At 66.3% G+C, this 24,751-nt stretch carries 26 protein-coding genes; 12 read left to right on the top strand and 14 right to left on the bottom strand.

Going from position 1 to position 24,751, the window contains the following annotated elements:
* Positions 1-348: 348 nt before the first annotated feature.
* Positions 349-804 carry a MarR family winged helix-turn-helix transcriptional regulator gene (locus ACP7AU_RS14355; RefSeq protein WP_426051837.1) on the bottom strand — a complete coding sequence of 152 codons (456 nt, stop codon included), beginning with the start codon at positions 802-804 and terminating at the stop codon, positions 349-351.
* Between the two features lie 181 nt (positions 805-985).
* Positions 986-2,611, bottom strand: a complete 1,626-nt coding sequence (locus tag ACP7AU_RS14350) for a response regulator (RefSeq protein ID WP_426051836.1) — start codon at positions 2,609-2,611, stop codon at positions 986-988.
* A gap of 199 nt (positions 2,612-2,810) precedes the next feature.
* Between ACP7AU_RS14350 and queC the strand changes: the two genes are divergently transcribed.
* The 6 genes from queC to ACP7AU_RS14320 are packed head-to-tail and all read left to right on the top strand — an operon-like array spanning position 2,811 to position 5,937.
* The gene (queC, locus tag ACP7AU_RS14345) at positions 2,811-3,533 is read left to right on the top strand and encodes a 7-cyano-7-deazaguanine synthase QueC (RefSeq protein WP_426051835.1); all 723 of its coding nucleotides are present in this window, start codon (positions 2,811-2,813) and stop codon (positions 3,531-3,533) included.
* Positions 3,530-4,165 carry a 7-carboxy-7-deazaguanine synthase gene (gene queE / locus ACP7AU_RS14340; protein WP_426039648.1) on the top strand — a complete coding sequence of 212 codons (636 nt, stop codon included), beginning with the start codon at positions 3,530-3,532 and terminating at the stop codon, positions 4,163-4,165. Before queC ends, queE begins: the two co-directional genes overlap by 4 nt.
* Complete coding sequence (locus ACP7AU_RS14335; protein ID WP_426051834.1) at positions 4,120-4,521, top strand: peptidoglycan-binding domain-containing protein; 402 nt, start codon at positions 4,120-4,122, stop codon at positions 4,519-4,521. The genes queE and ACP7AU_RS14335 overlap by 46 nt, the downstream gene beginning before the upstream one ends.
* Complete coding sequence (locus ACP7AU_RS14330) at positions 4,437-4,979, top strand: TIGR02594 family protein (protein ID WP_426051840.1); 543 nt, start codon at positions 4,437-4,439, stop codon at positions 4,977-4,979. The genes ACP7AU_RS14335 and ACP7AU_RS14330 overlap by 85 nt, the downstream gene beginning before the upstream one ends.
* Entirely contained in the window at positions 4,976-5,302 is a 327-nt protein-coding gene (locus tag ACP7AU_RS14325) for a hypothetical protein (RefSeq protein ID WP_426051833.1), read from the top strand. The genes ACP7AU_RS14330 and ACP7AU_RS14325 overlap by 4 nt, the downstream gene beginning before the upstream one ends.
* A complete protein-coding gene (locus ACP7AU_RS14320; protein ID WP_426051832.1) occupies positions 5,299-5,937 on the top strand; it encodes a hypothetical protein in 639 nt (212 codons plus the stop codon). The genes ACP7AU_RS14325 and ACP7AU_RS14320 overlap by 4 nt, the downstream gene beginning before the upstream one ends.
* Before the next feature lie 37 nt (positions 5,938-5,974).
* Here the strand turns inward: ACP7AU_RS14320 and ACP7AU_RS14315 are convergent, their stop codons facing one another.
* The 3 genes from ACP7AU_RS14315 to ACP7AU_RS14305 form a co-directional block, all read right to left on the bottom strand.
* The gene (locus tag ACP7AU_RS14315) at positions 5,975-6,247 is read right to left on the bottom strand and encodes a hypothetical protein (protein WP_426039619.1); all 273 of its coding nucleotides are present in this window, start codon (positions 6,245-6,247) and stop codon (positions 5,975-5,977) included.
* A 96-nt stretch (positions 6,248-6,343) separates the two neighbouring features.
* The gene (aroC, locus tag ACP7AU_RS14310; protein WP_426051831.1) at positions 6,344-7,429 is read right to left on the bottom strand and encodes a chorismate synthase; all 1,086 of its coding nucleotides are present in this window, start codon (positions 7,427-7,429) and stop codon (positions 6,344-6,346) included.
* 12 nt (positions 7,430-7,441) lie between these two features.
* Positions 7,442-8,161: a DnaJ C-terminal domain-containing protein gene (locus ACP7AU_RS14305; protein ID WP_426039621.1), complete on the bottom strand. Its 720-nt coding sequence runs from the start codon at positions 8,159-8,161 to the stop codon at positions 7,442-7,444.
* Between the two features lie 76 nt (positions 8,162-8,237).
* Between ACP7AU_RS14305 and pdxH the strand changes: the two genes are divergently transcribed.
* Positions 8,238-8,912 (top strand): pyridoxamine 5'-phosphate oxidase, encoded by a 675-nt coding sequence (pdxH, locus tag ACP7AU_RS14300; RefSeq protein ID WP_426051830.1) that lies wholly within the window; start codon positions 8,238-8,240, stop codon positions 8,910-8,912.
* Positions 8,913-8,915: 3 nt separating this feature from the next.
* Here pdxH and ACP7AU_RS14295 read toward each other — a convergent pair whose 3' ends face one another.
* Genes ACP7AU_RS14295 through ACP7AU_RS14285 form a run of 3 tightly spaced genes read right to left on the bottom strand, consistent with a single transcriptional unit; the run spans position 8,916 to position 10,900 of the window.
* Positions 8,916-9,563, bottom strand: a complete 648-nt coding sequence (locus ACP7AU_RS14295) for a TetR/AcrR family transcriptional regulator C-terminal domain-containing protein (RefSeq protein ID WP_426039623.1) — start codon at positions 9,561-9,563, stop codon at positions 8,916-8,918.
* A gap of 56 nt (positions 9,564-9,619) precedes the next feature.
* Positions 9,620-10,273, bottom strand: a complete 654-nt coding sequence (gene udk, locus ACP7AU_RS14290; RefSeq protein ID WP_426039624.1) for a uridine kinase — start codon at positions 10,271-10,273, stop codon at positions 9,620-9,622.
* Positions 10,274-10,300: 27 nt separating this feature from the next.
* On the bottom strand, positions 10,301-10,900 hold the full coding sequence (locus ACP7AU_RS14285; RefSeq protein ID WP_426051829.1) for a hypothetical protein: 600 nt from the start codon (positions 10,898-10,900) through the stop codon (positions 10,301-10,303).
* Positions 10,901-11,089: 189 nt separating this feature from the next.
* Between ACP7AU_RS14285 and ACP7AU_RS14280 the strand changes: the two genes are divergently transcribed.
* Both ACP7AU_RS14280 and ACP7AU_RS14275 read left to right on the top strand, forming a co-directional pair.
* A complete protein-coding gene (locus ACP7AU_RS14280) occupies positions 11,090-12,736 on the top strand; it encodes a long-chain-fatty-acid--CoA ligase (protein ID WP_426039626.1) in 1,647 nt (548 codons plus the stop codon).
* 3 nt (positions 12,737-12,739) lie between these two features.
* Positions 12,740-13,411, top strand: coding sequence for a hypothetical protein (locus tag ACP7AU_RS14275; protein ID WP_426039627.1), 672 nt, complete (start codon positions 12,740-12,742; stop codon positions 13,409-13,411).
* Here ACP7AU_RS14275 and ACP7AU_RS14270 read toward each other — a convergent pair.
* Positions 13,396-14,298: an MBL fold metallo-hydrolase gene (locus ACP7AU_RS14270; protein WP_426039628.1), complete on the bottom strand. Its 903-nt coding sequence runs from the start codon at positions 14,296-14,298 to the stop codon at positions 13,396-13,398. The genes ACP7AU_RS14275 and ACP7AU_RS14270 overlap by 16 nt on opposite strands.
* A gap of 69 nt (positions 14,299-14,367) precedes the next feature.
* On the opposite strand from ACP7AU_RS14270, the gene ACP7AU_RS14265 reads away from it, so the two are divergent.
* Positions 14,368-14,517, top strand: coding sequence for a hypothetical protein (locus ACP7AU_RS14265; RefSeq protein WP_303696988.1), 150 nt, complete (start codon positions 14,368-14,370; stop codon positions 14,515-14,517).
* 26 nt (positions 14,518-14,543) lie between these two features.
* Here ACP7AU_RS14265 and ACP7AU_RS14260 read toward each other — a convergent pair whose 3' ends face one another.
* Positions 14,544-14,948, bottom strand: coding sequence for a TIGR01244 family sulfur transferase (locus ACP7AU_RS14260; protein WP_426039629.1), 405 nt, complete (start codon positions 14,946-14,948; stop codon positions 14,544-14,546).
* Positions 14,949-15,168: 220 nt separating this feature from the next.
* Here ACP7AU_RS14260 and ACP7AU_RS14255 point away from each other — a divergent pair, with 220 nt between their 5' ends.
* Positions 15,169-18,225, top strand: coding sequence for a TonB-dependent receptor (locus tag ACP7AU_RS14255; RefSeq protein WP_426051828.1), 3,057 nt, complete (start codon positions 15,169-15,171; stop codon positions 18,223-18,225).
* Positions 18,226-18,426: 201 nt separating this feature from the next.
* On the top strand, positions 18,427-19,017 hold the full coding sequence (locus ACP7AU_RS14250) for a hypothetical protein (protein WP_426039631.1): 591 nt from the start codon (positions 18,427-18,429) through the stop codon (positions 19,015-19,017).
* 30 nt (positions 19,018-19,047) lie between these two features.
* On the opposite strand, the gene metH is transcribed toward ACP7AU_RS14250, so the two are convergent.
* The 4 genes from metH to ACP7AU_RS14230 are packed head-to-tail and all read right to left on the bottom strand — an operon-like array spanning position 19,048 to position 24,723.
* Positions 19,048-21,714, bottom strand: coding sequence for a methionine synthase (gene metH, locus ACP7AU_RS14245; RefSeq protein ID WP_426051827.1), 2,667 nt, complete (start codon positions 21,712-21,714; stop codon positions 19,048-19,050).
* Positions 21,714-22,796, bottom strand: a complete 1,083-nt coding sequence (locus ACP7AU_RS14240) for a homocysteine S-methyltransferase family protein (protein ID WP_426051826.1) — start codon at positions 22,794-22,796, stop codon at positions 21,714-21,716. Before ACP7AU_RS14240 ends, metH begins: the two co-directional genes overlap by 1 nt.
* Positions 22,793-23,746: a methylenetetrahydrofolate reductase [NAD(P)H] gene (metF, locus tag ACP7AU_RS14235; RefSeq protein ID WP_426051825.1), complete on the bottom strand. Its 954-nt coding sequence runs from the start codon at positions 23,744-23,746 to the stop codon at positions 22,793-22,795. The genes ACP7AU_RS14240 and metF overlap by 4 nt, the downstream gene beginning before the upstream one ends.
* Complete coding sequence (locus ACP7AU_RS14230; RefSeq protein ID WP_426051824.1) at positions 23,746-24,723, bottom strand: ArsR/SmtB family transcription factor; 978 nt, start codon at positions 24,721-24,723, stop codon at positions 23,746-23,748. The genes metF and ACP7AU_RS14230 overlap by 1 nt, the downstream gene beginning before the upstream one ends.
* Positions 24,724-24,751: the final 28 nt, after the last annotated feature.

Genomic DNA, 24,751 nt, shown 5'->3' with positions numbered 1-24,751 from the left:
ATCAGGACTACGGCCCATTCCTCGGGGGAGAAGTCGTTCAGATGCGCTGGCTGCAGCCTCTCGGGCCTCGAAGCCATACGGTCCAGCTCCCGCAGTTCAGGCGTAAAGTCGTCAGCGTTAAGGTAGAACACAATTTCAGAACCTTACTCGCCAAGTGGAAAATTCCATGAGGCATCGCAAGATATAAGGGTTTGGCATTCATCTTAAGTAAAAAAACGTCGGCACGTAAAATCGTATTCGACAGAACGATAGATTTGAGAATCAATTGGATAGATTTAATATTTTTTGGACACAATCATGTCGACTCACGATCTATTCATAGTGAGCAAATTTTAATAGAATTTAGCGTTAGGGAAATGACACGTGAGATTGTTTCAGGGCCAAGAGCTGAGTCTTGAGATATTCGTGCTGTCCGCCCGCCAGAAGGCAGTAGTCTGTTTCGTTCATCAGATCAGCGACGATTTGATCGATCAGGGTTCGCTCTAACATTGTCAAAGTGATCATGTTTACACGGCGATCTGTCGGATGAGCGATGCGCACAACGATGCCGGACTTCTCCGAAGCATCGACCAGCTTGGTGATGACGGAGGGTGAGATGCTGGCCAGCCGCGACAGGTCGATCTGTGAGAGGCCGCTTCTGCCAGCATCGGAAATGAAGCGCAGTCCGAAATAGCCAATCCCGTTGCCGTCGGCACATCGCAATCGACGGTCCAGGGCCTTGGTCAAGACGTCGGCGGCGACTACGATCTCTCGCATCGGCGAAAGAATGTCTTCCGCAGTTGGATTGTCGGCGACGCATCCCATCGTTCTGGTGCTTTCGACAGGACCGGGGCAGTCCAGCGCTGAACCGAAAGATGCAGGCGTTGAATGGCAGTCTGTCGCGCCCCAATAGAGCCTGCAACCGTTAATGGACTGTGTCGTCTGATCGACTTATGCGCCGCCTGCACCCCGGTCTGGCCTCGCCGGGGTTCAATCGGGATGGCCCTCAGGCCGCGCGGCCCTTGCGGGCTGGCGTGGCGGCGACCTCGACCTCTGCGGGTTCAGACAGGGCGGCGTTCATGGCCATGCGCAGGCGTTCCGGCTTGATCGGCTTCTCGACCACGGCGGCCATGCCGATCGAGAGATAGTGTTTGGCGTCGTCCGGGTCGGCGTTGGCGGTCAGGGCGACGATGGGGATGTCGCGCTCCGGGCCGGGCAGGGCGCGGATGGCCTTGGTCGCCTGGACGCCATCCATGCGCGGCATCTTGATGTCCATCAGGATCAGGTCGAACGGTCGTGCCTGGACGGCCTCGAGCGCCTCGACGCCGTCCTCGGCGGTTTCGGACGAGCAGCCGAACATCTCGCACAGGGCCTGGGCGACCACGCGGTTGGTGGCGTTGTCGTCGACGATCAGGATGTGCGGATTGGACTGCAGTTCCAGGTCGGCGAGAGCCGAGACATTGGTGGCTTCATTCTCCACCGGGGCCGACAGTGGCGCGAAGACGTCGAAGGCGAAGGTGGCGCCACGACCGGCGTTGTTCTCGGCCCAGATGCGGCCGTCCATTCGGTCGACGATCTGGCGGCAGATCGACAGGCCGAGGCCCGCGCCGTCGGGGCCGGAGCCGTGTACGAAGGGTTCGAAGATGGCGTCGACACGGTCGGCGTCGACGCCGGGACCGTCGTCGCGGACGCGGGCCTCCATGCGGACCTGGCCGTTCTCGGACCACGCCTTGAGGCTGGCCTCGACCACCCCGTTGCGGGCGAACTTCAGGGCGTTGCCGATGAGGTTGTTGAACACCTGTTTCAGGCGCACGCCGTCGATGTCGGCACAGAGTTCTGTGTCGCCCTCATAGCCGACCATCAGGCGGACGGCGTCCTGGGACGCGCGCGGGGCCCACATCTGTTCGATGTCGTCCACCAGGGCGCGCAGCGGGGTCGGAACAGGGTTCATCTCCAGCTCGCCGGCCTCGGCGCGCGAGAGGTCCAGCGCGTCCTGAAGGATGCGCAGAAGCGTCTCGGAGGAATCGACGATCGTCTGGACGTGGGCCTGGGCCGCCGCATTGAGCGGCTGGCGACGCAATAGTTCGGCGACCGCGAGGACGCCGTTCAAAGGCGTGCGCAGTTCGTGGCTCATGATGGCCAGGAACTGGCTCTTGGCGCGGGCCGAGGCGAGGGCCTGGGTACGGCTGTCGGTCAGGGCGCGGGACTGTTCCGCCAGTTCGGCATTCTGGCTGCGCTGTTGCGCGTTGACGGCCTGAAGCAGTGAGACAGCCGTGCCCACGCCGCGGTAGCGACCGCCGCGCGTGACAATAAACCCGCGCATCAGGGCGCCCTGGCCGCTCTTGATCAGGATGTCGCAGAAGGCGTCGATGCGGACACCGGCGTCGACGACGGCCGGCTCCGGATCCATGGCATGGGAGACGGGGCGATTGGCGTAGAGGGCGTGGCCAAAGGGACCGGCGATCTTGAGGAGGAAGGCGTTGCGTTCGATCAGACCGACCGGGCGGTCGTTCTCGACGACGGGGATGACGAGCGTGTCCGGCTCGCGCTGGAAGCGTGCAAAGATCTCGGCTGCCAAGGTCGTCGGCAGCACGGGCTCGGCGCGTTCCGTCAGAACTTCGATCGTCGGCATACTGGCCGAAACTCCCTGATACCGGTGGACAATGCGGGATAACCGTTTGCAAAAGGGTTAAGTCCAAAAACAGTCCGTTTCGCCAGTTATGCGGTAGTGCTTTTGCCGGATCGCCCGGTTGCGTGTAGAAGGCGGGCAACCCTTCCATTCCTGCCCACCAACTGATGCGCGCGGCCTTTGGGCCGACCGCAGGCCCGTCATGACCGAAGCCCAAATCACCGACACCGCCCACGACGCCCTGGTCCTGTTCTCGGGCGGGCAGGACAGCGCCACCTGTCTGGCCTGGGCGCTGGAACGCTACGAGCGGGTCGAGACGGTCGGCTTCGACTATGGCCAGCGGCACGCGGTCGAGATGGCCGCGCGGCTGAAGGTGCGCGAGGGCATGATGGAGGTCCTGCCCAGGTTCGCGGACCGGCTGGGGCCGGACCATGTCGTCGACCTGACCGGCTTCGGCGCCATCGGCGAGACGGCCATGACCACGGATCGCGCCATCGAGAGCGGCGCGCGGGGCCTGCCAAACACCTTCGTGCCGGGGCGCAATCTGGTGTTCCTGACCTGCGCCGCTGCGCTGGCGGACCGGCGCGGGCTGGCAGTTCTGGTGGGCGGCATGTGCGAGACGGACTTCTCAGGCTATCCCGACTGTCGACGCGACACGATCAACGCCATGGAGCGGGCGCTGACCCTGGGCCTCGACAAGCCGTCGCCGATCGAGACGCCGCTGATGGATCTGACCAAGGCCCAGACCTGGGAACTGGCGCACGGGATCGGCGGCGACGCCCTGATCGATTTGATCGTGGAAGAGTCCCACACCTGCTATCGCGGAGACCGCACCCACCGGCACGAATGGGGCTACGGCTGCGGCGACTGCCCAGCCTGCGCGCTGCGCGCCGCCGGCTGGCGCGAGTGGCTGGCCTCGCGATGACCTATTCGGTCAAGGAGACCTTCCTGACGGTGCAGGGGGAGGGCGGTCAGGCGGGGCGGCCGGCGGTCTTCCTGCGCTTCGCGGGCTGTAATCTGTGGAGCGGACGCGAGCAGGACCGGGCCACAGCCGTCTGCACCTTCTGCGACACCGAGTTCGTCGGCACGGACGGCGACGGGGGCGGCAAGTTCAGAACGGCGCTGGCGCTGGCGGATCATGTCGCGTCGATGTGGATCGGCCGCGAGGGTGATCCGAAACTGGTCGTCTGCACGGGCGGGGAGCCGCTGCTGCAACTGGACTCGCCCCTGATCGCCGCCCTGCACGCGCGCGGCTTCGATATTGCGGTGGAGACCAATGGCACCCTGCCTGCGCCCTACGGCATCGACTGGATCTGCGTCAGTCCCAAGGCCGCCGCGCCCGTGGTCCAGACCTCGGGCCAGGAGCTGAAACTGGTCTATCCGCAGGCGCTCGCCATGCCAGAGCGGTTTGACGAGCTGGAGTTCGAACGCTTCTGGCTTCAGCCCATGGACGGACCGGATCAGGCGGCCAATACGGTGGCGGCCCTGGACTATTGCCTGCGCCACCCGAAATGGCGGCTCAGCGTCCAGACGCACAAATACATCGGGGTGCGCTAGGACGAATCGGGCCCCCAGGGGGCTCCGGGCCTTTGATCGCTGAAGGCTTCACGCATAACGGCGGTGTTTGTGGATTGACACTACGTGGGGTTGTCCTTCAGATAGTCTGGGGGGCGATGATGAAAATCCTGGAAGTCCAAACCGCGTTGGCGAACCTTGGCTACCGGCCAGGGCCTCTGGATGGAGTCTGGGGCCGACAGACTGCGGCGGCGGTCAAAGAGTTTCAGACCAGACACGGCTTGACGCCGGATGGCGTGCTGGGTCCGATCAGATTGCAGCGCTGCTTCCCAGCGCTGTTCCGGGCAAGGACCTGGAGCAGGACGGTCTGGTCTGGTTCAAGGAGGCGCGCCGGCTGATCGGAACGAAGGAGAAGCCGGGTACGGGCTCCAATCCGACTATTCTGGACTGGGCCCAGAACATCGACGTTCACTACCCCGGCGACGACATACCGTGGTGCGGCCTGTTCGTCGCTCATTGCATAACATCGACGCTGGATCGCGAGCCGACGCCGGCAAATGTTCTGTCCGCCCGAGCCTGGCAGAGCTTTAGTATCAAGACCGGCCCCACGGCCGGTGCGGTAATGGTCTTCTGGCGGAAGTCCCGGTCGAGCGGACTGGGACATGTTGGCTTCTACGCCGGCGAAGACGGGGACGCCTACCGTATCCTGGGTGGAAACCAGAGTGACTGCGTCTCTCTGGCCTGGGTGGGCAAAGACCGATTTGTCGGCGCACGATGGCCGGCGACCATTCCGCCGCCTGTTCCCAAAGCGGTCCGGGTATCGAGAACCGACAGCCTATCGTGGAATGAAGCGTGACCGATCCGTCGCCGTCCCTCTCCGCATCGGAGCCCATGGCGCTCACATTCAAGCAACGCGTGGCGATCGTTAACCTGCTGGACAAGCAGAACAAGCTCGAGCGGAGCTTCTACCTTTACCTAACGGTCGTTTCAGCCGCCGCTCTGGTCGGGCTGGCTATCTACTGGACGGTTACGGAAGAGCTCAGCGTGACTAATTTCCTCCTTCTGATGACGCCGACCGGGGTTATCTCGGTGACCCAGGCCCGAGTTCTGCAGCTCTGGTACGCCAGCCGTGACATTCTTCTGGGCATCGTAAAGCCTCATGCAAGAGCGGCCGAATGACCGATCAGCCTCCGTTGACTCCGGCGCAGATTGCGACCCTGACAAGCCGGTCCCGCTGGATCGGCGTCGCGTTTCTGCTCGGCGGCCTGGCTATTCTGGGAGGCTTCGCAGTCAGTCTGATCAGTCTGAGCCAGGCTCGTGATCGCCTGCAAGCCGAGGTTACCCGACTGGATCATGAAATCGCTGCACGACGCCGGGATATGACGCAGGTCGAGAGCCTTGAGCGGACCGTTCGTGAGGCACGGTCGAGCCTCGACGGCGGCGAGACTGCCCAGGCTTCTGAAATCCTGGGACAGGCGGCTATTGAGACGCCTGCGGCAGCGCCGCCCTCGGCCGCACCTGATCGCGTTTCGCCCGGCCGAATTTACTTTCAGATCCGCGCTGAAGGCCAGGTAGCGATGTATCGCGCGTGTTCGGGATCTCTGCGTTCAATGGGTTACGACGTGCCCCCCTACGAACTGCTGGGTCGTGGGCCAGGTCGAACGGAACTTAGATATTTCCGCCCGGAGGACGCGGTTGGCGCAGGCTCGTTAATAACCGTGCTGGAAGGCTGTCTCGGCGAAGATGTGTCCGCCGTCGAGGTCCCGATCCGCGGCGTGTCCCCGCAGCAGTTCGAAGTCTGGCTCGCCGAATGATGTCCTGCCGGCTGCGACCCTCCGCACCGGTCAGCCGTCAGCAGCGCTGGCCGTTGGCGCGGCGCTGTTCGCAGCGGCGCTGCTCACGCTCGTAGTCGCGCTGTTCGCGCTCGCGGCGAGCGCGGGTTTCCTCGTCCGAGGTGGTGACGGCGTCGACGCCGGCGCCGACGACCGCGCCCGTGGCCCGGGCCGTTCCGCCGACGATGGCGCCGGCCGTGCCGACCACGGCGCCGACCAGACAGCCCTGCAGCATCAGCGAACCGGCCAGGACGGCGGCGAGGGCGGCAGTGCGGGACAGCATCTGGATCATGGCGCGCATCTAGCCCGAACAGGGTGAACGGAAGATGACCCTCTTTTGCGGCCCGCTCTTGCGGAAAACAGCACCACCCTCTTCCGGATCAGGCCGTTAGCCGACCTGGGCGCGGTGCCTCAGCATGGCGTCAGCCAGGACGCATGCGGCCATGGCCTCGACCACCGGAACGCCGCGCAGGGCGACGCAGGGGTCGTGGCGGCCTTTGGTGCGGACATCGATCTCGAGCCCGTCGCGGGTCACCGTCTGGCGGGGCGTGAGGATGGAGGAGGTCGGCTTGAAGGCCACGCGGGCGGTCAGGGGCTGTCCCGTCGAGATGCCGCCCAGCACGCCGCCCGCGTTGTTCGAACCGAAGACGATCTGGCCGTCCTCGCCCAGTCGCATCTGGTCGGCATTGTCCTCGCCCGACAGCTCGGCTGAGCCAAAGCCCGCGCCGATCTCGACACCCTTGACCGCATTGATCGACATCATGGCGGCGGCCAGTTCGGCGTCGAGCTTGCCATAGAGGGGCGCGCCCCAACCGGCAGGAACGCCCGTGACCTCGAGCGCCACGACGGCCCCGATGGAGGAGCCCGCCTTGCGCACCCCGTCGAGGTAGGCTTCCCACTCCGGCACGGCCTCGGCCGAGGCGGCGAAAAGGGGATTGTCGTAAACGGCCGAGAAATCGACCGCTTCGGGCGCGATCCTGTGAGGACCCAACTGAACGACCCCGGCGCGGACAACGATGCCGTCGCCCAGCACCCGACGGGCCACGGCCCCGGCGGCGACGCGGCTGGCGGTCTCGCGCGCGGAGGAGCGACCGCCACCGCGATGGTCGCGGACGCCGTATTTGGTCTGGTAGGTCAGGTCGGCATGGCCGGGGCGATAGGCCCGGGCGATCTCGCCGTAGTCCCTGGAGCGGGCGTCGACGTTGTCGATGTGGATGGCGATGGGGGCGCCGGTGGTCACCTGACCCGCGCCGTCATCGAAGACGCCGGACAGGATGCGGGCGACGTCGGTCTCCTGGCGCTGGGTGACGAAGCGGCTGCCGCCGGGCTTGCGCCGGTCCAGCCAGGGTTGGAGGTCCGTCTCTGTGAGCGGAATCAACGGCGGACATCCGTCCACGACGCAGCCGATCGCCGGCCCGTGGCTCTCGCCCCAGGTCGTCACGCGGAAGAGGTGGCCGAAGGTGTTGTGAGACATCGCGGCTCCCGCTTAGGCCGCCAGGCGGTCCGGCGTCCAGACGCGGGTGAATCGGGCCAGCAGGTCCTCGGCGGCCGAGGGGGCGTCCTCGGACGGCTTCAGCGACACGAACAGATGCCCCTCCGGCCGCGCGCCGCGCGCCGGCAGGCCGAGACCGCGCAGCCGCAGACGGACCGGATCGGTCAGGCCGGGCGCGACCCAGGCGCCGCGAACCCCGGCATGGGTCTCGATCTCGACACGGCCGCCGTCGGCCAGCAGCCGCTCGGGCACGGGCCAGCTCATGTAGAGGTCGTCGCCCATGGCGGCGAGACCGTCGGCTGCGCGGATCAGCACCGGCAGATAGAGGTCGGAGCCGTCCGGCGCCGCAGCCCTCAGTCGAAGATGTTCGCCGGTCCGCATTCCGGCGGGGGCATGAACGCGCAGCTGTCTGTCGCCGAGGCGCAGCATCGTGCGGGCGCCTGCGAGGGCCTGCAGCGGGGTCAGGCCCACGACCGGAAGCGCGACGGGGCGTTGGACGGGCGCAGCGAGGGCGGCGCGGGCGGGGCCCACGGACTGGATCAGGCGATAGGCGGCGATGACCCGGCGGAAGCGGTCGGCGTCGCCGCCGGGCTGGTCGGGTCTGGCGCTCTTGACCGCGAGGCGGAAGGCGCGCGTCACGGCGGCCTGCTCGGCCGGACCGTGCAGGCCCAGGACGGCGAAGGCTTCGTTCAGACTGGGGCCGGGCGCGATCATCCGCTCTATAGGCCGTCGCCATGGTCAATGCCGGGTTAACCGTGCAGGTCGGCCCAAGCCTTGCTATAGGCGCGGCATGACCAACGACGCCATACCGCCCAGCCCGACGCGCGAAGAGTACGCCCGCGACTATGCCGCCGCCCTGGCCGCCAACGGCGACGAGATGGTCTTCGAGCGTGAGGAGCCGATGGGCCTGTTCATAGAATGGCTGACCGATGCCAGGGGGCATGAGCCTAACGACGCCAACGCCATGGCCCTGTCGACGGTCGATACCGACGGCGCGCCGGACAGCCGGATGGTATTGCTGAAGGACGTCGATGGGCGCGGCTTTACCTTCTATTCGAACCGGCAAAGCGCCAAGGGTGTCGAGTTGGACGCCAGGCCACGCGCGGCCCTGTTGTTCCATTGGAAGTCGCTGCGCCGTCAGGTGCGGGTGCGAGGGGCGGTGGAGCCGGTCAGCACCGAAGAGGCTGACGCCTATTTTGCCAGCCGGGCGCGGGAGAGCCGCATCGGGGCCTGGGCCTCGGACCAGTCCCGGCCGCTGGCGAGACGCGCCGACCTAGAGGCGGCGGTGGCGCGCGAGACGGAGCGGTTCGAGGGTCAGGACGTGCCTCGCCCCGAACGCTGGACCGGCTGGCGGGTGCTCCCGGAGACGGTGGAGTTCTGGCGCGACAGGCCGTTCCGCCTGCATGACCGGCTGCTGTTCACGCGTGACGGCGACGGCTGGGCGCGGAAGCGGCTTCAGCCCTGACGTCTAGACGCCGTAGCGGGCGAGGAAGGTTTCGACCGCGTCCTCGGCGATCGATTGCGGGCTGCGCGCGGCCTGGACGTCGTCCCCGGTGACGAGGGGCACGAAGAAGACCGGGTGCTCGATCATCCCCATGAGCTGACCGGCGGACCAGGAGGCCTTTTCGAAGCGCAGGTCGCCGCTCGCGGCCAGGGCGGTCAGCGCCTCCATCAGCGGCAACCCGAAGTCGTGACGGCCGCGCTCGAAGAAGCCCATGGCCACGTCGCGGAAGCGCGGGCGCTCGGCCATCACCAGCCGGAACACCGACCGTACGAACGGATCGCCCATGAAGCCGGCATAGGCGAGGGCGAACCGGGTCAGCCGGGTCCGCGCGTCGCCCTCGTCACAGCGAACGCTCTTCATCTGCTCGGAGAAGTCGTCCGACGCACTGGAGATCACCGCCGCGAACAGATCGGCCTTGGACGGGAAGTAGCCATATAGCGTCGCCGTCGAAACGGAGGTCGCCCGGGCGATCGGCTCGATCCGCGTCGCCGCATAGCCCTCCGACATGAAATGGCGTCGCGCCTCCCGGACGATATTGTCTCGCCTCGGGTCGGTTTTCGGGCCCGGCAGCGCACTCGCGCCGCCCCGTTCGAATTCTGCATGTGATTGCATAAGGCCGTCAGCGATAGCGGATATGCTGCGGCCGGGGACGATCGGCGAGGATATCGTCAGGTTTCGACAGGTTTCAGACGCGCCAGCAGCGGATGGGCCAGAACTGGCGCCGCCAGCCGGATAACGGCCTGCGGATCGTCAAGGCGAACGGCCGCCGTCGCGTCGGCGATGATGAAGTCCGCGCGGGTCCGCGAGGGCTCGGTCAGCCGTTCATGCCCGGGTCGCACCGTCTTCAGATACTGGTCGATCACCGACTGCGCCGTGCGCCCGCGTTCGGCCTGGTCGCGCAGCAGGCGGCGAATGAAACGGATGTCGGCGGGAGTGTCGACGAAGACCCGAATGTCGAACAGGTCCGCCAGCGCCGGGGTGCAAAGAACATGAGTCCCTTCCACGATCACGACGGCCGCGGCCGGGATCGCCTCGCCGTCGGGCTCGCGGCCGTGGTGGATGAAGGAATAGACCGGGGCCGTGACCGGCTTGCCCGCCTTCAGCCGGGTGAGGTCGTCGATCAGCAGGTCGTGATCGCGCGCTGCGACGTCGTCGAAGTCGAAGGTCGCGGCGTCGAAGCCGGGCAGGGACGCGGCGTCGCGATAGTAGGAGTCCTCGCGCATAAGGGCGGCGACGCCCGGCGGCAGCGACGTCAGCAGGGCCTCGGCCAGAGTGGACTTGCCCGAGCCGGAGCCGCCGGTGATCGCGATCAGAATGGTCATGGCGGGCCTTCTAGAGGCCCGCGAGACCTAGCGGAAGAAGCAGGTCAGTCCGGCATACATGCTGGTGACCGGGCTGTCCGCGGCGGTCGAGGCGAAGAAGCCGCTGATGTCGCCCGCCGAGAACTCGGCTCCGAGCGTCGAATCCTCTTGCATCTCCACGGTGCGGTTGGCGCTGAGAGCCGCGCGGCTCATGCCGACCTCGACGCCGTCGACCGTGCTGAGGCCCTCCTGGTCCAGGGTCCAGCCGGCGAACTTGCTGTCCTGGAAGGCCAGTTGCAGGCCGTTGGCGAACCGGGCGAACTGGACCGGGCCGGCGCCGCATTCGCTGTTGGTGATGACCTCCGGCGCCGCACCGCCGACCGATGCGGCGACAGCGGCGATCACCGTGGCCTGGGGCGTCTCGAAGGGCAGGGCGCGCGGGGCGCCCGCGGCGTCGAAGATGCGCAGGCCTTCGCCCTCGATGGCCAGTCCGCCAATCGACTGGGCCGGAAGCGCCGGGCCTTCCGCGCGCACAGGGTCGGCCGGGGTCGGGGCCGCGGCGGCAGGGGCCTGGGATCGGTCGCACGCGGCGACGGCCACCAAGGCGGCGAGAGCGAGAGCGAGGGCGGTGCGAGGGGCGATACGCATGACCGGGCATCCTTACGGTGTTTCAGGGGCGGGAACAGACGGCAAAAGTCGGGCGGGTGCAACGGCAAAGCCTGGACGGGTGTTCGTAGCCCGGGCTCAGGGTGACCTAGCGTCACGTTGCTTATCGCCGGTCACCTCGGCTAGCGTGATGGCAAGCTCCGCATCCAGCCGGAGCAATGAGGGAATGCGATGCTCGGTTTGATGCAGGACTGGCCGCTGACGGTCGACCGTATCCTGGACCATGCCAAGAACTGGCATGGCCATCGTGAAGTGGTGACCCGTTCGGTCGAGGGACCGATCGTCCGCACGACCTATGCCGAGATCCACAGCCGGGCCCGCAAGGTGTCCAACGTGCTCAAGGACTGGGGCGTGAAGCCGGGCGACCGGATCGCCACCCTGGCCTGGAACACCGGCAAGCATATGGAGGTCTGGTACGGCATCATGGGCATGGGCGCCGTGTGCCACACCCTGAACCCGCGCCTGTTCCCCGAACAGCTGATCTACATCATCAACCACGCCGAAGACCGGATCATCTTCGTCGACCTGACCTTCGTGCCGCTGCTGGAAGCGGTGCTGCCGCACTGCCCGAGCGTCGAGCGGGTCGTGGTCATGACCGACGAATGGCACATGCCGGCAACCAAACTGCCGAAGGCCGAATGCTACGAGCAACTGCTGTCGGGCGTCTCCGATGAGTGCGTCTGGGGCGGGTTCGACGAACTGACAGCCTGCGGTCTCTGCTACACCTCGGGCACCACGGGGAACCCCAAGGGCGTCCTGTATTCGCACCGGTCCAACTTCATCCACACCCTGATGGGGATGCAGACCACGGTCCTCGGCGCGACGCCGAAAGAAGTGATCCTGCCGGTCGTGCCGATGTTCCACGCCAACGCCTGGGGCATCGCCTTCGCCGGTCCTGCCTCGGGCGCGCGCCTGATCATGCCGGGCGCGCGGATGGACGGCGCGGCCATCTATGAGCTGATCGAGACTGAACAGGTCACCTTCTCGGCCGCCGTCCCGACCGTCTGGCAGGGCCTGTTGACCCACCTGCGCGAGAACAATCTGAAGATCCCATCGGTCAAGAAGGTGCTGATCGGCGGCTCGGCCGTGCCGGAGAGCCTGATCCGGGCCTTCCACGATGAGTTCGACGTCGATGTGGTCCAGGGCTGGGGCATGACCGAGACCTCTCCCATCGGCACCCTGTCGAACCTGACGCCCGAGCTTGAGGCCCTGCCCTACGACGAGAGCATGAAGTGGCGCGTCAAACAGGGTATTCCGCCCCTGGGTGTCGAGTTGAAGCTGAAGAACTATGCCGGTCAGGTGATGCCGCACGACGGTACAACCTTCGGCCGCCTGATGATAAAGGGCCCGACCATCGCCAAGGGCTATTTCAAGGACGAGGGCGGCGACATCCTCGACCACGAGGGCTTCTTCGACACCGGCGACGTTTCGACCGTCGACGAGCACGGCTTCATGCAGATCACCGACCGGGCCAAGGACGTGATCAAGTCGGGCGGCGAGTGGATCTCCTCGATCGAGATCGAGAACATCGCCGTCGGCCACCCCAAGGTCGAACTGGCCGCCGTCATCGGCGCGGCCCACCCCAAATGGGACGAACGGCCCGTTCTGGTCATCAAGCTGAAGCCTGGCGAGGCCCAGGACAAGCAGGAGCATCTCGACTTCCTGGTCGGCAAGATCGCCAAATGGTGGATGCCGGACGACGTGGTCTTCGTGGACGACATCCCGCTGGGCGCGACGGGCAAGATCGACAAGAAGACCCTGCGAGAGCAGCTGAAAGACTATCGGCTGCCCACCGCCGTCGCGCCCGAGCGAGGCTGAGCCATGGCCAGAGGCCCGCGACCGCGATTGAAGGGCGGCATGGCCAAGGTGCGGGTCGCCATGGGGCTGGCCGTGCTGGCTCCGCTGATCACGTTCATCGCGCTTCTGCTGACGCGCAATGGCATCGTCTCACTGGACTTCGGTCTGGACCTGCTGGCGATCCAGGTCGCCCAGATCGTGTCATGGGCGGCGCTGGCGTTCGCCATCCTGTCGCTGGTGCTGTCCCTGCCGCAGTTCCGCAGGCTGGGTCTGATCAGCGTCGCCATCGTGATCGTCTGCGCCGTCGTCTCGGCCGCCTTCTTCGTCCAGTCCCGAGCCATCGCGCTTGCGGGGCCGCTCGACGTCTCCACCGACCTGACCGAGCCCCCGGCGGTGGCGGGCGTGACCGGATCGCCCCAGGCCTGTCCGGGAACAATGGCGGTCATGACCCAGGTCGCGCCGGAACGGGCCACCGATGCGCTTCAGACCGCAGGCTTCTCGGTCACCGAATCCCAGCTGTTCCGCTCACGCGGGGTTCGCGACGGCTTCTGGTTCGGCATGGGGCACGAGGCGGTCATCCGCATCCGGCCGGATCGCACCGACGTCCGGGTCGTGGCGCGCTATGCCCACACCGACGGCGGCGCAACCTGCCGGATCGCATCCACGCTGATCGCCGCGCTTCAGGCTGCGCCGTAGGTCGAGCCGAGCCCCGGGGCCTCGTCGACGGTCAGCCGGCCTTCGTCGACCAGTTTGATCAGGTGGGCCAGCACGGACAGGCTCGCCGCCGGCCACAGCCGCTGATCGACGGCGGCGTAAAGGGTCGGCACCATTGCCGCGATCGTCCGGTCTCCCGCGCGCGCGCGGGTCAGGATCTGGGCCTCGCGCTCCAGCCGGTGCGCCCGATAGGCGGCGAGGAAGGGCGCGACGTCGGTGACGGGCGCCCCATGCGTCGGCCACAGGGTCGAAAACCCCGCCGCGATCACGGCGTCCAGGCTGCGCATATAGGCCGACATGTTGCCGTCCGGCGGCGCGATCACAGTCGTTGACCAGCCCATGACGTGATCGCCGCAGAACAGGGCGTTCTCCTCCTCCAGCACGAAGGCCATGTGGTTGGAGGCGTGCCCCGGCGTCGCCAGGGCCGCCATCGTCCAGCCGTCGCCCGCGATCCTTTCGCCGCCTGACAGGATCGTGTCGGGCGCGAACACCTCATCCTCCTCCTCGTCCAGCGTCCCTGACGCATGGGTCTGGCGGGCCGGAGGGCGCATGGCCAGCACCGGCGCCCCGACCCGATCGGCGAACGGCCGGGCGAGGGGAGAGTGGTCGCGGTGGGTGTGGGTCACCAGCACATGGCTGACGGTCCGGCCTTCGACCGCGGCCAGCAAGGCCCCCCGGTGCGAGTCGTCGATCGGTCCCGGATCGATCACAGCGACCGACGCGCCGTCCTCCGGCCGCCCGACGATGTAGGTTCCTGTCCCCGTGAAGGTGAACGGCCCCGGGTTGTCGCAGATCACGCGCTGGATCAGCGGCGAGACCTGATCGCGCCGTCCGTAGGCGAAGTCGAACGCGCGCACGAACGGGATCACGACGGGGTCTCCGAAAACCGGCGCAGACCTTGCCTTAACGAGAGGTAAATCCCTCCCGGAGCGTCCCCAGTGACCCGCAGCATCGTCTTCACTGTCTCAAATCGGCTCCAGCCCATCGCGGCGGCGATCCTGTGTCTCATGACGGCGCAACTTGTACTCGCGTCCTGCGGCGATCCTGAACCGATTCCCTACGCGACCCGGGTGGCGATCCAGCGCTAAAGAGGCCAGCGCTAGGGGGCCCGAGCCTAGAGCGGCAGCCGGCTGAGGTCGTAGCCGGCGTTCGCGGCGGCCTCCCGCAACGCGTCCGGCCCGGCCCGATCCAGCGCCCGCATCGCCAGCGCCCAGGTCACCGTCGAGCGCGTGCCCGATCGACAATACATCAAGACGGGTTCGCCGGCCTCCAGCGCAGCGGCCATGGCGCGGACTGCGTCCGGCCCCGGCATGCCCGCCACGGGCGCGTGGACATAGTCCAGCCCCGCCGCCCGGACCGCGCCTTCCATCTCGGCGGAGGACGGCTGACCCGCCTCCTCGCCGTCCGGACGGTTGTTGATGACCAGACGCACCCCCATCGCCTGGACCTCGGCCAAATCCTCAAAGGCGATCTGCGGGGCGGCCCAGATGCCCGGGGCTAGAGGGCGGGGTGAGAACATGATGGGGGCCTTTCGGTTCGGTGACCTGAAGGTGAAGTCGGGACGGAGTTAACGTGTCCTGAATGCGACACTGATGGGGCTGAAACATTACACAGAGGTAATAGCGGTGGCGCTTCAAAGTTCATCGGGCCTATCGTCGCACCAGTCCTGCGACAACTAGAGTTGCGCGATGACCAGTGGGTGCGGCGGAGGGCTGCGCCATCGTTTCAGGAGAACGATTTTGAGAATCCAATCCATTCGGCAGCGCATGCTCGCCACCACGATGATGGGCGGCGTAGCCCTCGCGGCTCTCGCAGCCCTGCCCGTGGTCGCCCTGGTCGCGCCGACCACCGCTCTGGCCCAGAGCCAGACCGGCTCGCTGCGTATCGCCGTGACCGGTGACAACGGCCCCCTGTCGGGCGCGACCGTGATGGTCAGCTCGCCGGACAGCCTGGTGCGCCGCTCCGGCGTGACCGACGCCGACGGCCGCGTCCGTATCGCTAACCTGGACCCCGCCACCAACTATACCGTCGCCGTCTCGGCTGCGGGCTATTCGGACTTCAGCGCCCAGAACGTCGCCGTCGTCACCGGCCGTGACCTGTCGCTCGGCTACGTGCTGATCGGCGGCACGGGCCCGTCGAACGCCAGCAACGTCGACGACATCATCGTGACCGGCACCTCGCTGGCCGCCATCGACGTGACCTCGGCCACCGTCGGCACCACCCTGACGCTGGACGTCGTGGAATCTCTGCCTACCGGCCGTAGCTACCAGTCGTACCTGCAGCTGATCCCGGGCGTGAAGCCGGGCGGCGGCAACCCCTCGTCGCGCTCGGGCGTCAACTATTCGGACGTCGGCGGCACCATCGGCACCTCGACCGACAACGTCTACTACCTGGACGGCGTGGACGTGACCGACCCGGCCACGGGCACCTTCGGTTCGAACTTCAACTCTGAAATCATTCAGGAACAACAGGTCATCGTGGGCGGCGTTCCCGCTCAGTACGCCGGTGGTTCCGGCCTGATCTCGACCGTCGTCACCAAGTCGGGTTCGAACGACTGGCACGGCTCGCTAAACTACTACCTCCAGAACGATGGTCTGGTCGCCAACGACCAGCACAGGACCTCGGGCGGCTTCAGCACATACGATTCGGCTGTCACCCTGGGCGGCCCGCTCCTGCGCGATCGCCTGTGGTTCTTCGGTTCGTACCAGAAGAAGCATCGTGAAGACGAAGTCCTGGATCCGACGACCGGCGCCGTTCGCCGTTCCGTCTCCAACGACTCCGAGCTCTATTTCGGCAAGCTCACCTGGCAGGTGACCGACGATGATCGGCTGAGCGCCAGCTTCTTCAGCGACCCGACGGAAATCTCAGGCTCCTCGAACCCGACGGTGCTGAACAATCGAGACCGCACCCAAATCCAGGGCGGCGACAACTACCGGTTCGACTACACTCGCACCTGGAACGACCTGCTGGTCAACGCCTACTACTTCAAGCACGAAGGCGAAGTCAGCCAGTTGGCGGCCGATCAATCGGTCCGGGACAACGTGACCTTCCGTGGGGCCGGCTCTACCCTGGCCCAGCGCTCGCTGGGCGGCTTCGGCTCGAACAGCGAAACCCATCGCGATCGTGCAGAGTTCGGTGTGAACCTGGAATACTTCCTGGACACGTCCTGGGGCACGCACACCTTCAAGGCGGGCTACACCAACTCGGAAAACACCTTCGCGAGCAACTCGACGGTTCCGGGCGGCGCGACCTTCACCTCGATCGCTCTCGCCAACTCCGGCGCGACCTTCCTGGACTACACCACTGCCGCCTCGGGCTGGACGGCTCGTCCGTTCGCCTCGACCGATGTGCCGCGGATCATCGCCGCTGCCGCAACCAATGCCGGCGCGCGCGCTGCGCTGGACACCGACAACAACGGCACGATCACGACGGCGGAAGTGAACGCCTATCGATTCACCAATACCGCGGGCAACCCGTACGGTAACGTCAACGCCTACCGCGCTGTGCGCTCGGTCAATGCGCCTTACTCGGTGCAGAGCAAGGGCCAGACCGCCTACTTCCAGGACACCTGGACGTTGAACCAGTTGACCGTGAACGCCGGCGTTCGCGCCGAGGAGTGGTCGCACTACAGTTCTGGCGGCGACAAGCTGTTCACGTTCGAGTGGGAACTAGCCCCGCGCCTCAGCGTGGTCTACGACCTGTTCGGCGACGGTCGCTCGAAGATCTTCGGCTTCGTCGGTCGCTACTACGACCCGATCCGCAATGACATGACCAACTTCGCGGGCAACCTGTCCGGCCCGATCACGGACGAGCAGATCAACATCGCCGGCAACTGGGTCACGTTCCGTACCCGCGGCGGCGCCGTTGTGCCGGACTCGGTCTTCGGTCCGTCGACCAAGACGCCCTATACCGACGAGTTCCTGATCGGTTACTCGACGACCTTCGGCTCCGACATCGGCCTGACCGTCTCGGCCACCCGTCGTCAGACGCGTGACATCTTCGAGGACTACGATCTGGCGATCTTCTCGGATCCGAACGCCCGTGCGATCGACGGCGACCCTGTCGATCCGAGAGCCTCGGGCGTCGCCTTCCCAGGCTCGCCCTTCTACCTGCCATACTCGTATTTCGGCTTTACCAGTGCTCCCAATGCCAACTACATCCTGGGCACTCTGGCTGGCGGCGAGCGCAACTACACCGGCTTCGAAGTCACTCTGACGAAGTTCAAGACCGACAACTGGAACGGTCAGCTGTCGTACACGTACAACGATGCTGAAGGTAACACGAACTCGGACGGTAACGCCGACTTCCAAGGCGATGTGATCTTCCTCGATCCGCGTGCCCCGAATACATACGGACCGCAACCGGGCAATATTGAACATCTGTTCAAGGCCTATGGTTCGTACGACTTCGACTTTGGCCTGCAGATGTCTGGTGTGCTCAACTGGAACAGCGGCGCGATCTACACGCCAGCTCAGTCGGTCAGCGGCCGTTACTTCGCCCCGCAAGCCTCGACTACCTCGGTGTTCGGCGGCGTGCAGGAATACTATCTGTTGCCAGGTGGTATCGGTTCGGAAACCGGACCGTCCTACGCCACCTTCGACATGCGCCTTAAGTATGTGAAGGATCTGCCGATCGGTGAAGCCGAGTTCTTCCTCGACGTCTTCAACGTGCTGGACCAACAGTCCGCCACGGACGAGATGAAGCTGATCAGCGGCGACGGCGTCTATCGGTTCCAGGAGGCAAACGCGTGGGTTGCCCCCCGCCGCGCCTACCTGGGCGTCCGCTACTCCTTCTAAGCGAAACTGAAGGGATGCCGGCCTCGTGCCGGCATCCTACGGGCTTCGGCCCGACTGGTTATGACTGCATGAGCATGACTGGGCGGTGGATCATCAGGTCCGCCGCCCTTTTTTTCAGGCAATCGGCGCCGCAGAAAAACCATTGCGACGCTTCAGGCGTTGGGTGGGGCGATACCCCTGAACACAGATCACGGACCGTCCATGCGCCTTCGTCTTGCCGCCTCGCTCCTCGTCCTGGCCCTCGCCGTTCAGTCCGGGGCCGCGGCGCCCGCCTTCGCTCAACAGGATGACGGCCCGGTCGTGACCGCCCGCGATGCCGGAGAGAGCGTCGATGCGCTGCGGGTGCGCGAGGCCATCGCCTTTGAGACGCCCCTGCCGCGCGGCGCGCCGGAACAGGACTATCCGCTGGTGGCCTGGTGCGCGGCCCTGGTGGAGGGCCATATCGCGCTCGGCCGCAGCCTGACGACCGCGGACGATCTGGATCGCGAAATCATCCGTCTGGGGGGACTGGAGGCGGCGGACTTCCGCGACGCGCTTCGCGCCGGTCAGGGCCGGCAGACCCCCGCGACGCTCGCCGCCGCCCGCGCGTCCGAGGCGGACGCTGCAGCCAAATGGGTTCCCTTGCAGGCGCAGGAGGACGAACGCGCCCGCAGCGAGGCCTTCGGCCTGTTCTTCGGCCTGCCGGGCCGCTGCGAACACGCCGCGCGGCGGGTGCGTGAGAACATCACGACCCCGCCGGTGACCCTGGATCAAGCCGGTCTGGATGAGGTGGGCGTACCGAAGGCGGAGTAACGCCCTTCTCCCGCAAGGGGAGAAGGATCCTCAGGCCGCCGCAACCCGCGGCGCGGCGCCCGGCTCGTAATTCAGGATCGGCGACAGCCAGCGTTCGGCGGTTGCGACGTCCCAGCCCTTGCGGGCCGCATAGTCCTCGATCTGATCCAGATCAATCTTGCCGACGCCGAAATAGTGGCTGCCGGGGTGGCCGAAATACAGGCCCGAGACCGAGGCCGGCGGCGTCATGGCGAAGCTTTCGGTCAGGGCCATGCCGGCATTCCGTTCGGCCTGCAACAGGCGGAACAGGGTGGCCTTCTCGGTGTGATCGGGCTGGGCCGGATAGCCGGGCGCAGGGCGGATTCCCTGATATTTCTCCTCGATCAGGTCCTGGATTGAAGCCGTCTCATCGGCCGCGTAACCCCACAGCTCGGTGCGGACCTCCTTGTGCAGCCGTTCGGCGAAGGCCTCGGCCAGGCGGTCGGCGAGGGCCGAGGCCATGATGGCGGAATAGTCGTCGCCGGCGTCCTTGAACCGCTTCGAGGCTTCCAGTTCGCCATGGCCCGTGGTGACCGCAAAGGCGCCGATATAGTCCTGACCGATCTCGGCGACGAAGTCTGACAGGGCGAGGTTCGGCTTGCCGTTCGATTTCCTGATCTGCTGGCGCAGGGTGTGGAAGCGGGCGATTTCCTCGGTCCGGCTCTCGTCGGCATAGACGGCCACGTCGTCGCCCACGGCGTTGGCGGGCCAGAAGCCGACCACACCCCTGGCGGTGAACCATTTCTCGTCGATGATCCGCTTCAGCATCTCCTGCGCGTCGGCGAACAGGTCCTTGGCCGCCTCGCCAACGATCTCGTCCTCGAGGATCAGCGGATAGCGGCCGATCAGCTCCCAGCTGGCGAAGAAGGGCGTCCAGTCGACATGGTCGGCGAGGTCCTGAAGGTCCCAGCTGTCGAACGCCTTCACGCCGATGAAGGACGGCTTGCCGGGCATGGTCTGGGTCGGGTCGATGTTGAACCGGTTCTCGCGGGCCTGGGGCAGGGTCGCGCGGGCCTTGACCTCCTGACCCCGGGCGTACTGTTCGCGGATGCGGATGTATTCGTCGCGGGTGAGCGCCTCGTTCCTGGCCCGTTCGGTCTTGGACAGCAGGCCCGATACCACCCCCACGGCGCGTGAGGCGTCGACGACATAGGTGGTCGAGCCGGCGGAATAACCCGGCTCGATCTTGACGGCCGTATGGGTCCGGCTGGTCGTCGCGCCGCCGATCAGCAGGGGAATGTCGAAACCGCGCCGCTGCATCTCTCTGGCGACGAAGACCATCTCGTCCAGCGACGGGGTGATCAGGCCGGACAGGCCGACGATATCGACCTTATGCTCGATCGCGGCGTCCAGGATCCGGTCGGCCGGCACCATCACGCCGAGGTCGATGACCTCGTAGTTGTTACACTGGAGCACGACGCCGACGATGTTCTTGCCGATGTCGTGCACGTCGCCCTTGACCGTGGCCATCAGGATGCGGCCGGCCTGTTCGCGCGGCTTGCCGGCCTTCTCGGCCTCCATGAAGGGCTCGAGGTGGGCCACGGCCTGTTTCATCACGCGGGCCGACTTCACCACCTGCGGCAGGAACATCTTGCCCGAGCCGAACAGGTCGCCGACCACGTTCATCCCGTCCATCAGCGGGCCTTCGATGACGTGCAGGGGGCGGTCGAACGACAGGCGAGCCTCCTCGGTGTCGGCGTCGATGAAGGTCGTGATGCCGTTGACCAGGGCATGTTCGATCCGCTTGCCGACGGGCTGGTCGCGCCACTTCAGATCGACGACGCGCGCCACGCCCTTGTCGCCCTTGTAGTTGGGGGCGAGGTCGACCAGCCGTTCGGTGTTGGAGACATTGGTCCGCTGCGGGCGATTGAGGATCACGTCCTCGACGGCCTCGCGCAGGGCCGGTTCGATGTCGGTATAAACCGGCAGGTCGCCGGCATTGACGATGCCCATGTCCATGCCCGCCGCGATGGCGTGGTACAGGAAGACCGAGTGGATCGCCCGGCGCACGGGTTCGTTGCCTCGGAAGCTGAACGAGACGTTCGACACTCCGCCCGAGATGCGGGCGTAGGGCAGGGTGGCCTTGATGACCTTGACCGCCTCGATGAAGTCGACGGCGTAGTTGTCGTGCTCCTCGATCCCCGTCGCCACGGCGAAGATGTTGGGGTCGAAGATGATGTCCTCGGCCGGGAAGCCGACCTCGACGACGAGGATGCGATAGGCACGGGTGCAGATCTCGATCTTGCGCGCGGCGGTATCGGCCTGGCCCACCTCGTCAAAAGCCATGACCACGACGGCGGCGCCATAGCGCAGGCATTTGACCGCCTGTTCGCGGAACTCGGCCTCGCCCGCCTTCATCGAGATCGAGTTGACGATAGGCTTGCCCTGGACGCATTTCAGGCCCGCCTCGATGACCTCCCATTTCGACGAGTCGATCATCACCGGCACGCGGGCAATGTCGGGCTCGGCCGCGATCAGGTTCAGGAAGGTGATCATGGCCTGCTTCGAGTCGAGCAGCCCCTCGTCCATGTTGATGTCGATGATCTGCGCGCCTGCCTCGACCTGTTGGCGCGCGACGGTGAGGGCGGCGGAGTAGTCGCCGTCGATGACCAGCTTCTTGAATTTGGCCGAACCGGTGACGTTGGTCCGTTCGCCGACGTTGATGAAGACAGGGCGCATCAGGCTACCAGTTCGAAAGGCTCGAGACCCGACAGGCGCATCGCCACCGGCCGCTCGGGGATTTCCCGCGTCGGCAGTTTCGCGACCGCATCCGCGGTGTGTTTGATGTGGTCGGGCGTCGTGCCGCAGCAGCCGCCGACGATGTTGACTAGACCGGACGCAGCCCATTCCTCAATCGAGTGCGCGGTCTCGTGCGGCTCCTCGTCGTACTGGCCCATCGCGTTGGGCAGGCCGGCATTGGGGTAGGCGGCGACCAGGGTATCGGCCACTCGTGATAGCTCGGCGATGAACGGCCGCATCAGGTCGGCCCCCAGCGCGCAATTGAAGCCGACGGCGAACGGCTTGGCGTGGCGCACGCTGTTCCAGAAGGCCTCGGCCGTCTGGCCCGACAGGGTCCGGCCCGAGCGGTCGGTGATGGTGCCCGAGATCCAGATCGGCAGGGCCTCCATGCCCTCGTCCTCGAGGTCCTTGATCGCCTTGATGCAGGCTTTGCAGTTCAGCGTGTCGGTGATGGTTTCGATCAGATACAGGTCGACACCGCCCTCGTTCAGGGCGCGGATCTGGTGGCGATAGGCGTCATAGACCTGGTCGAAGGTGACCAGGCGCGCGCCTGGATCGTTCACGTCCGACGACATCGACAGCATCTTGTTCAGCGGTCCGATCGAACCGGCGGCGAAGCGCGGCTTGTGCGGCTGCTTCTCGGTCCAGCGGTCAGCGGCGGCGCGGGCCAGTTTCGCACCATCCAGATTGATGTCCCAGACCGCCTGTTCATCGAGCTTGTAGTCGTCCTGGGCGATGATTGTGCCGGAGAAGGTATTGGTCTCCGAGATGTCTGCGCCGGCGGCGAAATACTGGTCGTGAAGGTCGGCGATGACATCCGGGCGGGTGATGCACAGGATGTCGTTGTTGCCCTTCATCTGGTCCTTTTCGTTATAGCCATTGGCCTCAACGAAGCGGTCGCCGCGGAAGTCGGCTTCTTCCAGCCCGACGCGCTGGATCATCACGCCCCACGATCCGTCGAGGACGAGGATGCGTTCCCTGGCCGCCTTGTGCAGGGCGGCGATGCGTTCGGCGCGGGTCATGCGGCGGCCTTCTGTTCGCGGACGCCGAGGACGCGGCAGATCGCATAGACCAGGTCGGCGCGGTTCAATGTGTAGAAGTGGAAGTCAGAGAAGCCCTCTTCCTGCAGACGGGCGCAGGTCTCGGCGGCGACGGAGGCGGCCAGCAGCTTGCGGGTCTCGGGGTCGTCGTCGAGGCCTTCGAAGTGGGCGGCCAACCAGCCGGGCACAGAGGCGCCGCACGATCCGCACATCCGCACCAGGCCGGCGAAGTTCGACACCGGCATGATCCCGGGGATCAGGGGGATGGTCACGCCCGCCGCCCTCACCCGGTCGTGGAAGCGCAGGAACGCGTCGATGTCGAAGAAGAACTGGCTGACCGCGCGGGTCGCCCCGGCGTCGATCTTGGCCTTCAGCACGTCGATGTCGTGGTCGATGGACGGGCTTTCCGGATGCCGTTCCGGATAGACGCCGACGGTGACGTCGAAGCCGCCGACGCGGCTGATCGCCTGGGTCAGTTCGGTCGCGTTGGCATAGCCGTCCGCGCGCGGCTGATAGGCGCCGCCGATGCCGTCCGCGCCCGGCGGATCGCCGCGCAGGGCCACGATATGGTTCACGCCGATGGACTTGTAGTCGCGGATGACCTCGTCGACCTCGCTACAGCTGGCGTCGACGCAGGTCAGGTGGGCGGCAGGCTTCAGCGTCGTCTCGGTCAGCATCCGCTGCACGGTCCGGTGGGTCCGCTCGCGCGTCGAGCCGCCGGCGCCGTAGGTCACGGACACGAACTCGGGGTTCAGAGGCTCCAGCCGGCGCACCGCCTGCCACAGGGTCTCTTCGGCCTTGTCGGTCTTGGGCGGGAAGAACTCGAATGAGACGCGCACCGGATTGGCGTTCTGGCCCGCACGGGCGACCGGTCCCAGCGGCGACAGCAGCAAGGCGCGGGCCTCGGCGAGCGGAGAAACTGTAGCGGCCATCAGGCGAGGTTCCTTAGGGCGGGGGCCCTTGATGCGACGGCGGGTCGTGTCGCGGTCCAGATGGTGACGGTCAGCCCGGCCGTGTCGGGGGGCAGGGCGATGGAGGCGGAGGCGTCCAGGCCGGCCTCGGCCAGCCAGCGCCCGATCTCGTCGTCGGCGAAGCCCAGCCTGCGATGCTGGTGCTCCTCGCGCAGCCGCTCGAGGTCATGCGGCGCGAAATCGACGATCAACAGCTTGCCGCCAGGCGACACCAGCCGCGCCGCCTCGGCCACCGCAGCACCCGGATCGGCGAGGTAGTGCAACACCTGGTGCACCAGCACCAGATCCGCCGAAGCGGCGGGCAGTCGCGTCGCGAAGATGTCGCCGTGGCGCAGCTCGACCTTCTCCAGCCCCGCCTTGACGACATTGGCCCGGGCGATGTTAAGCATGTTCTGCGACAGGTCGAGGCCGATCGACATCTTCGCCTTCTTGCCCAGCAGCGTCAGCATCCGGCCCGAACCGGTACCCAGGTCGACGACCCGTTCGAACGGTCCCGGCCCAGCGGCGCGCTCGATCGCGCTCTCCACCGCCGTCTCGGACACATAGAGGGAGCGGATGTGATCCCAGCTCGGCGCGACCTGCTCGAAATAGGCGGCGGCGGCGGTGGCCCGCTCGTCGCGCACGGCCTCCAGCCGCCCGTGATCCGCCTCGCCCTCGCCGTCGTCCAACAGGTCCAGCACCGTGTCGATCAGCCGCCGGGCCAGCAGCTCGTGCGAGACGCGGTAGAAGACGCGGGCGCCGTCCGGGAATCGCTCGATCAGGCCGGCGTCGGCCATCAGCTTGAGGTGACGCGACACGCGCGGCTGGCTCTGCTCCAGCACCCGGCCCAGCTCCATCACCGATAGCTCCTCGCCGGCCAGCAGCGACAGGATGCGCAGACGCGTCGGCTCACCAGCGGCGCGCAGGGCTTCGACAGTCTGATCGGCGGTCAGCGACATAGGATAATCATATAAGGATATCCTTATA

The organism is Brevundimonas sp. SL161, from assembly GCF_049896985.1.
Lineage (GTDB): Bacteria > Pseudomonadota > Alphaproteobacteria > Caulobacterales > Caulobacteraceae > Brevundimonas.
The sequence above is the reverse complement of the archived record's forward strand: the minus strand, read 5'-3'. Positions and strand labels throughout refer to the sequence as shown.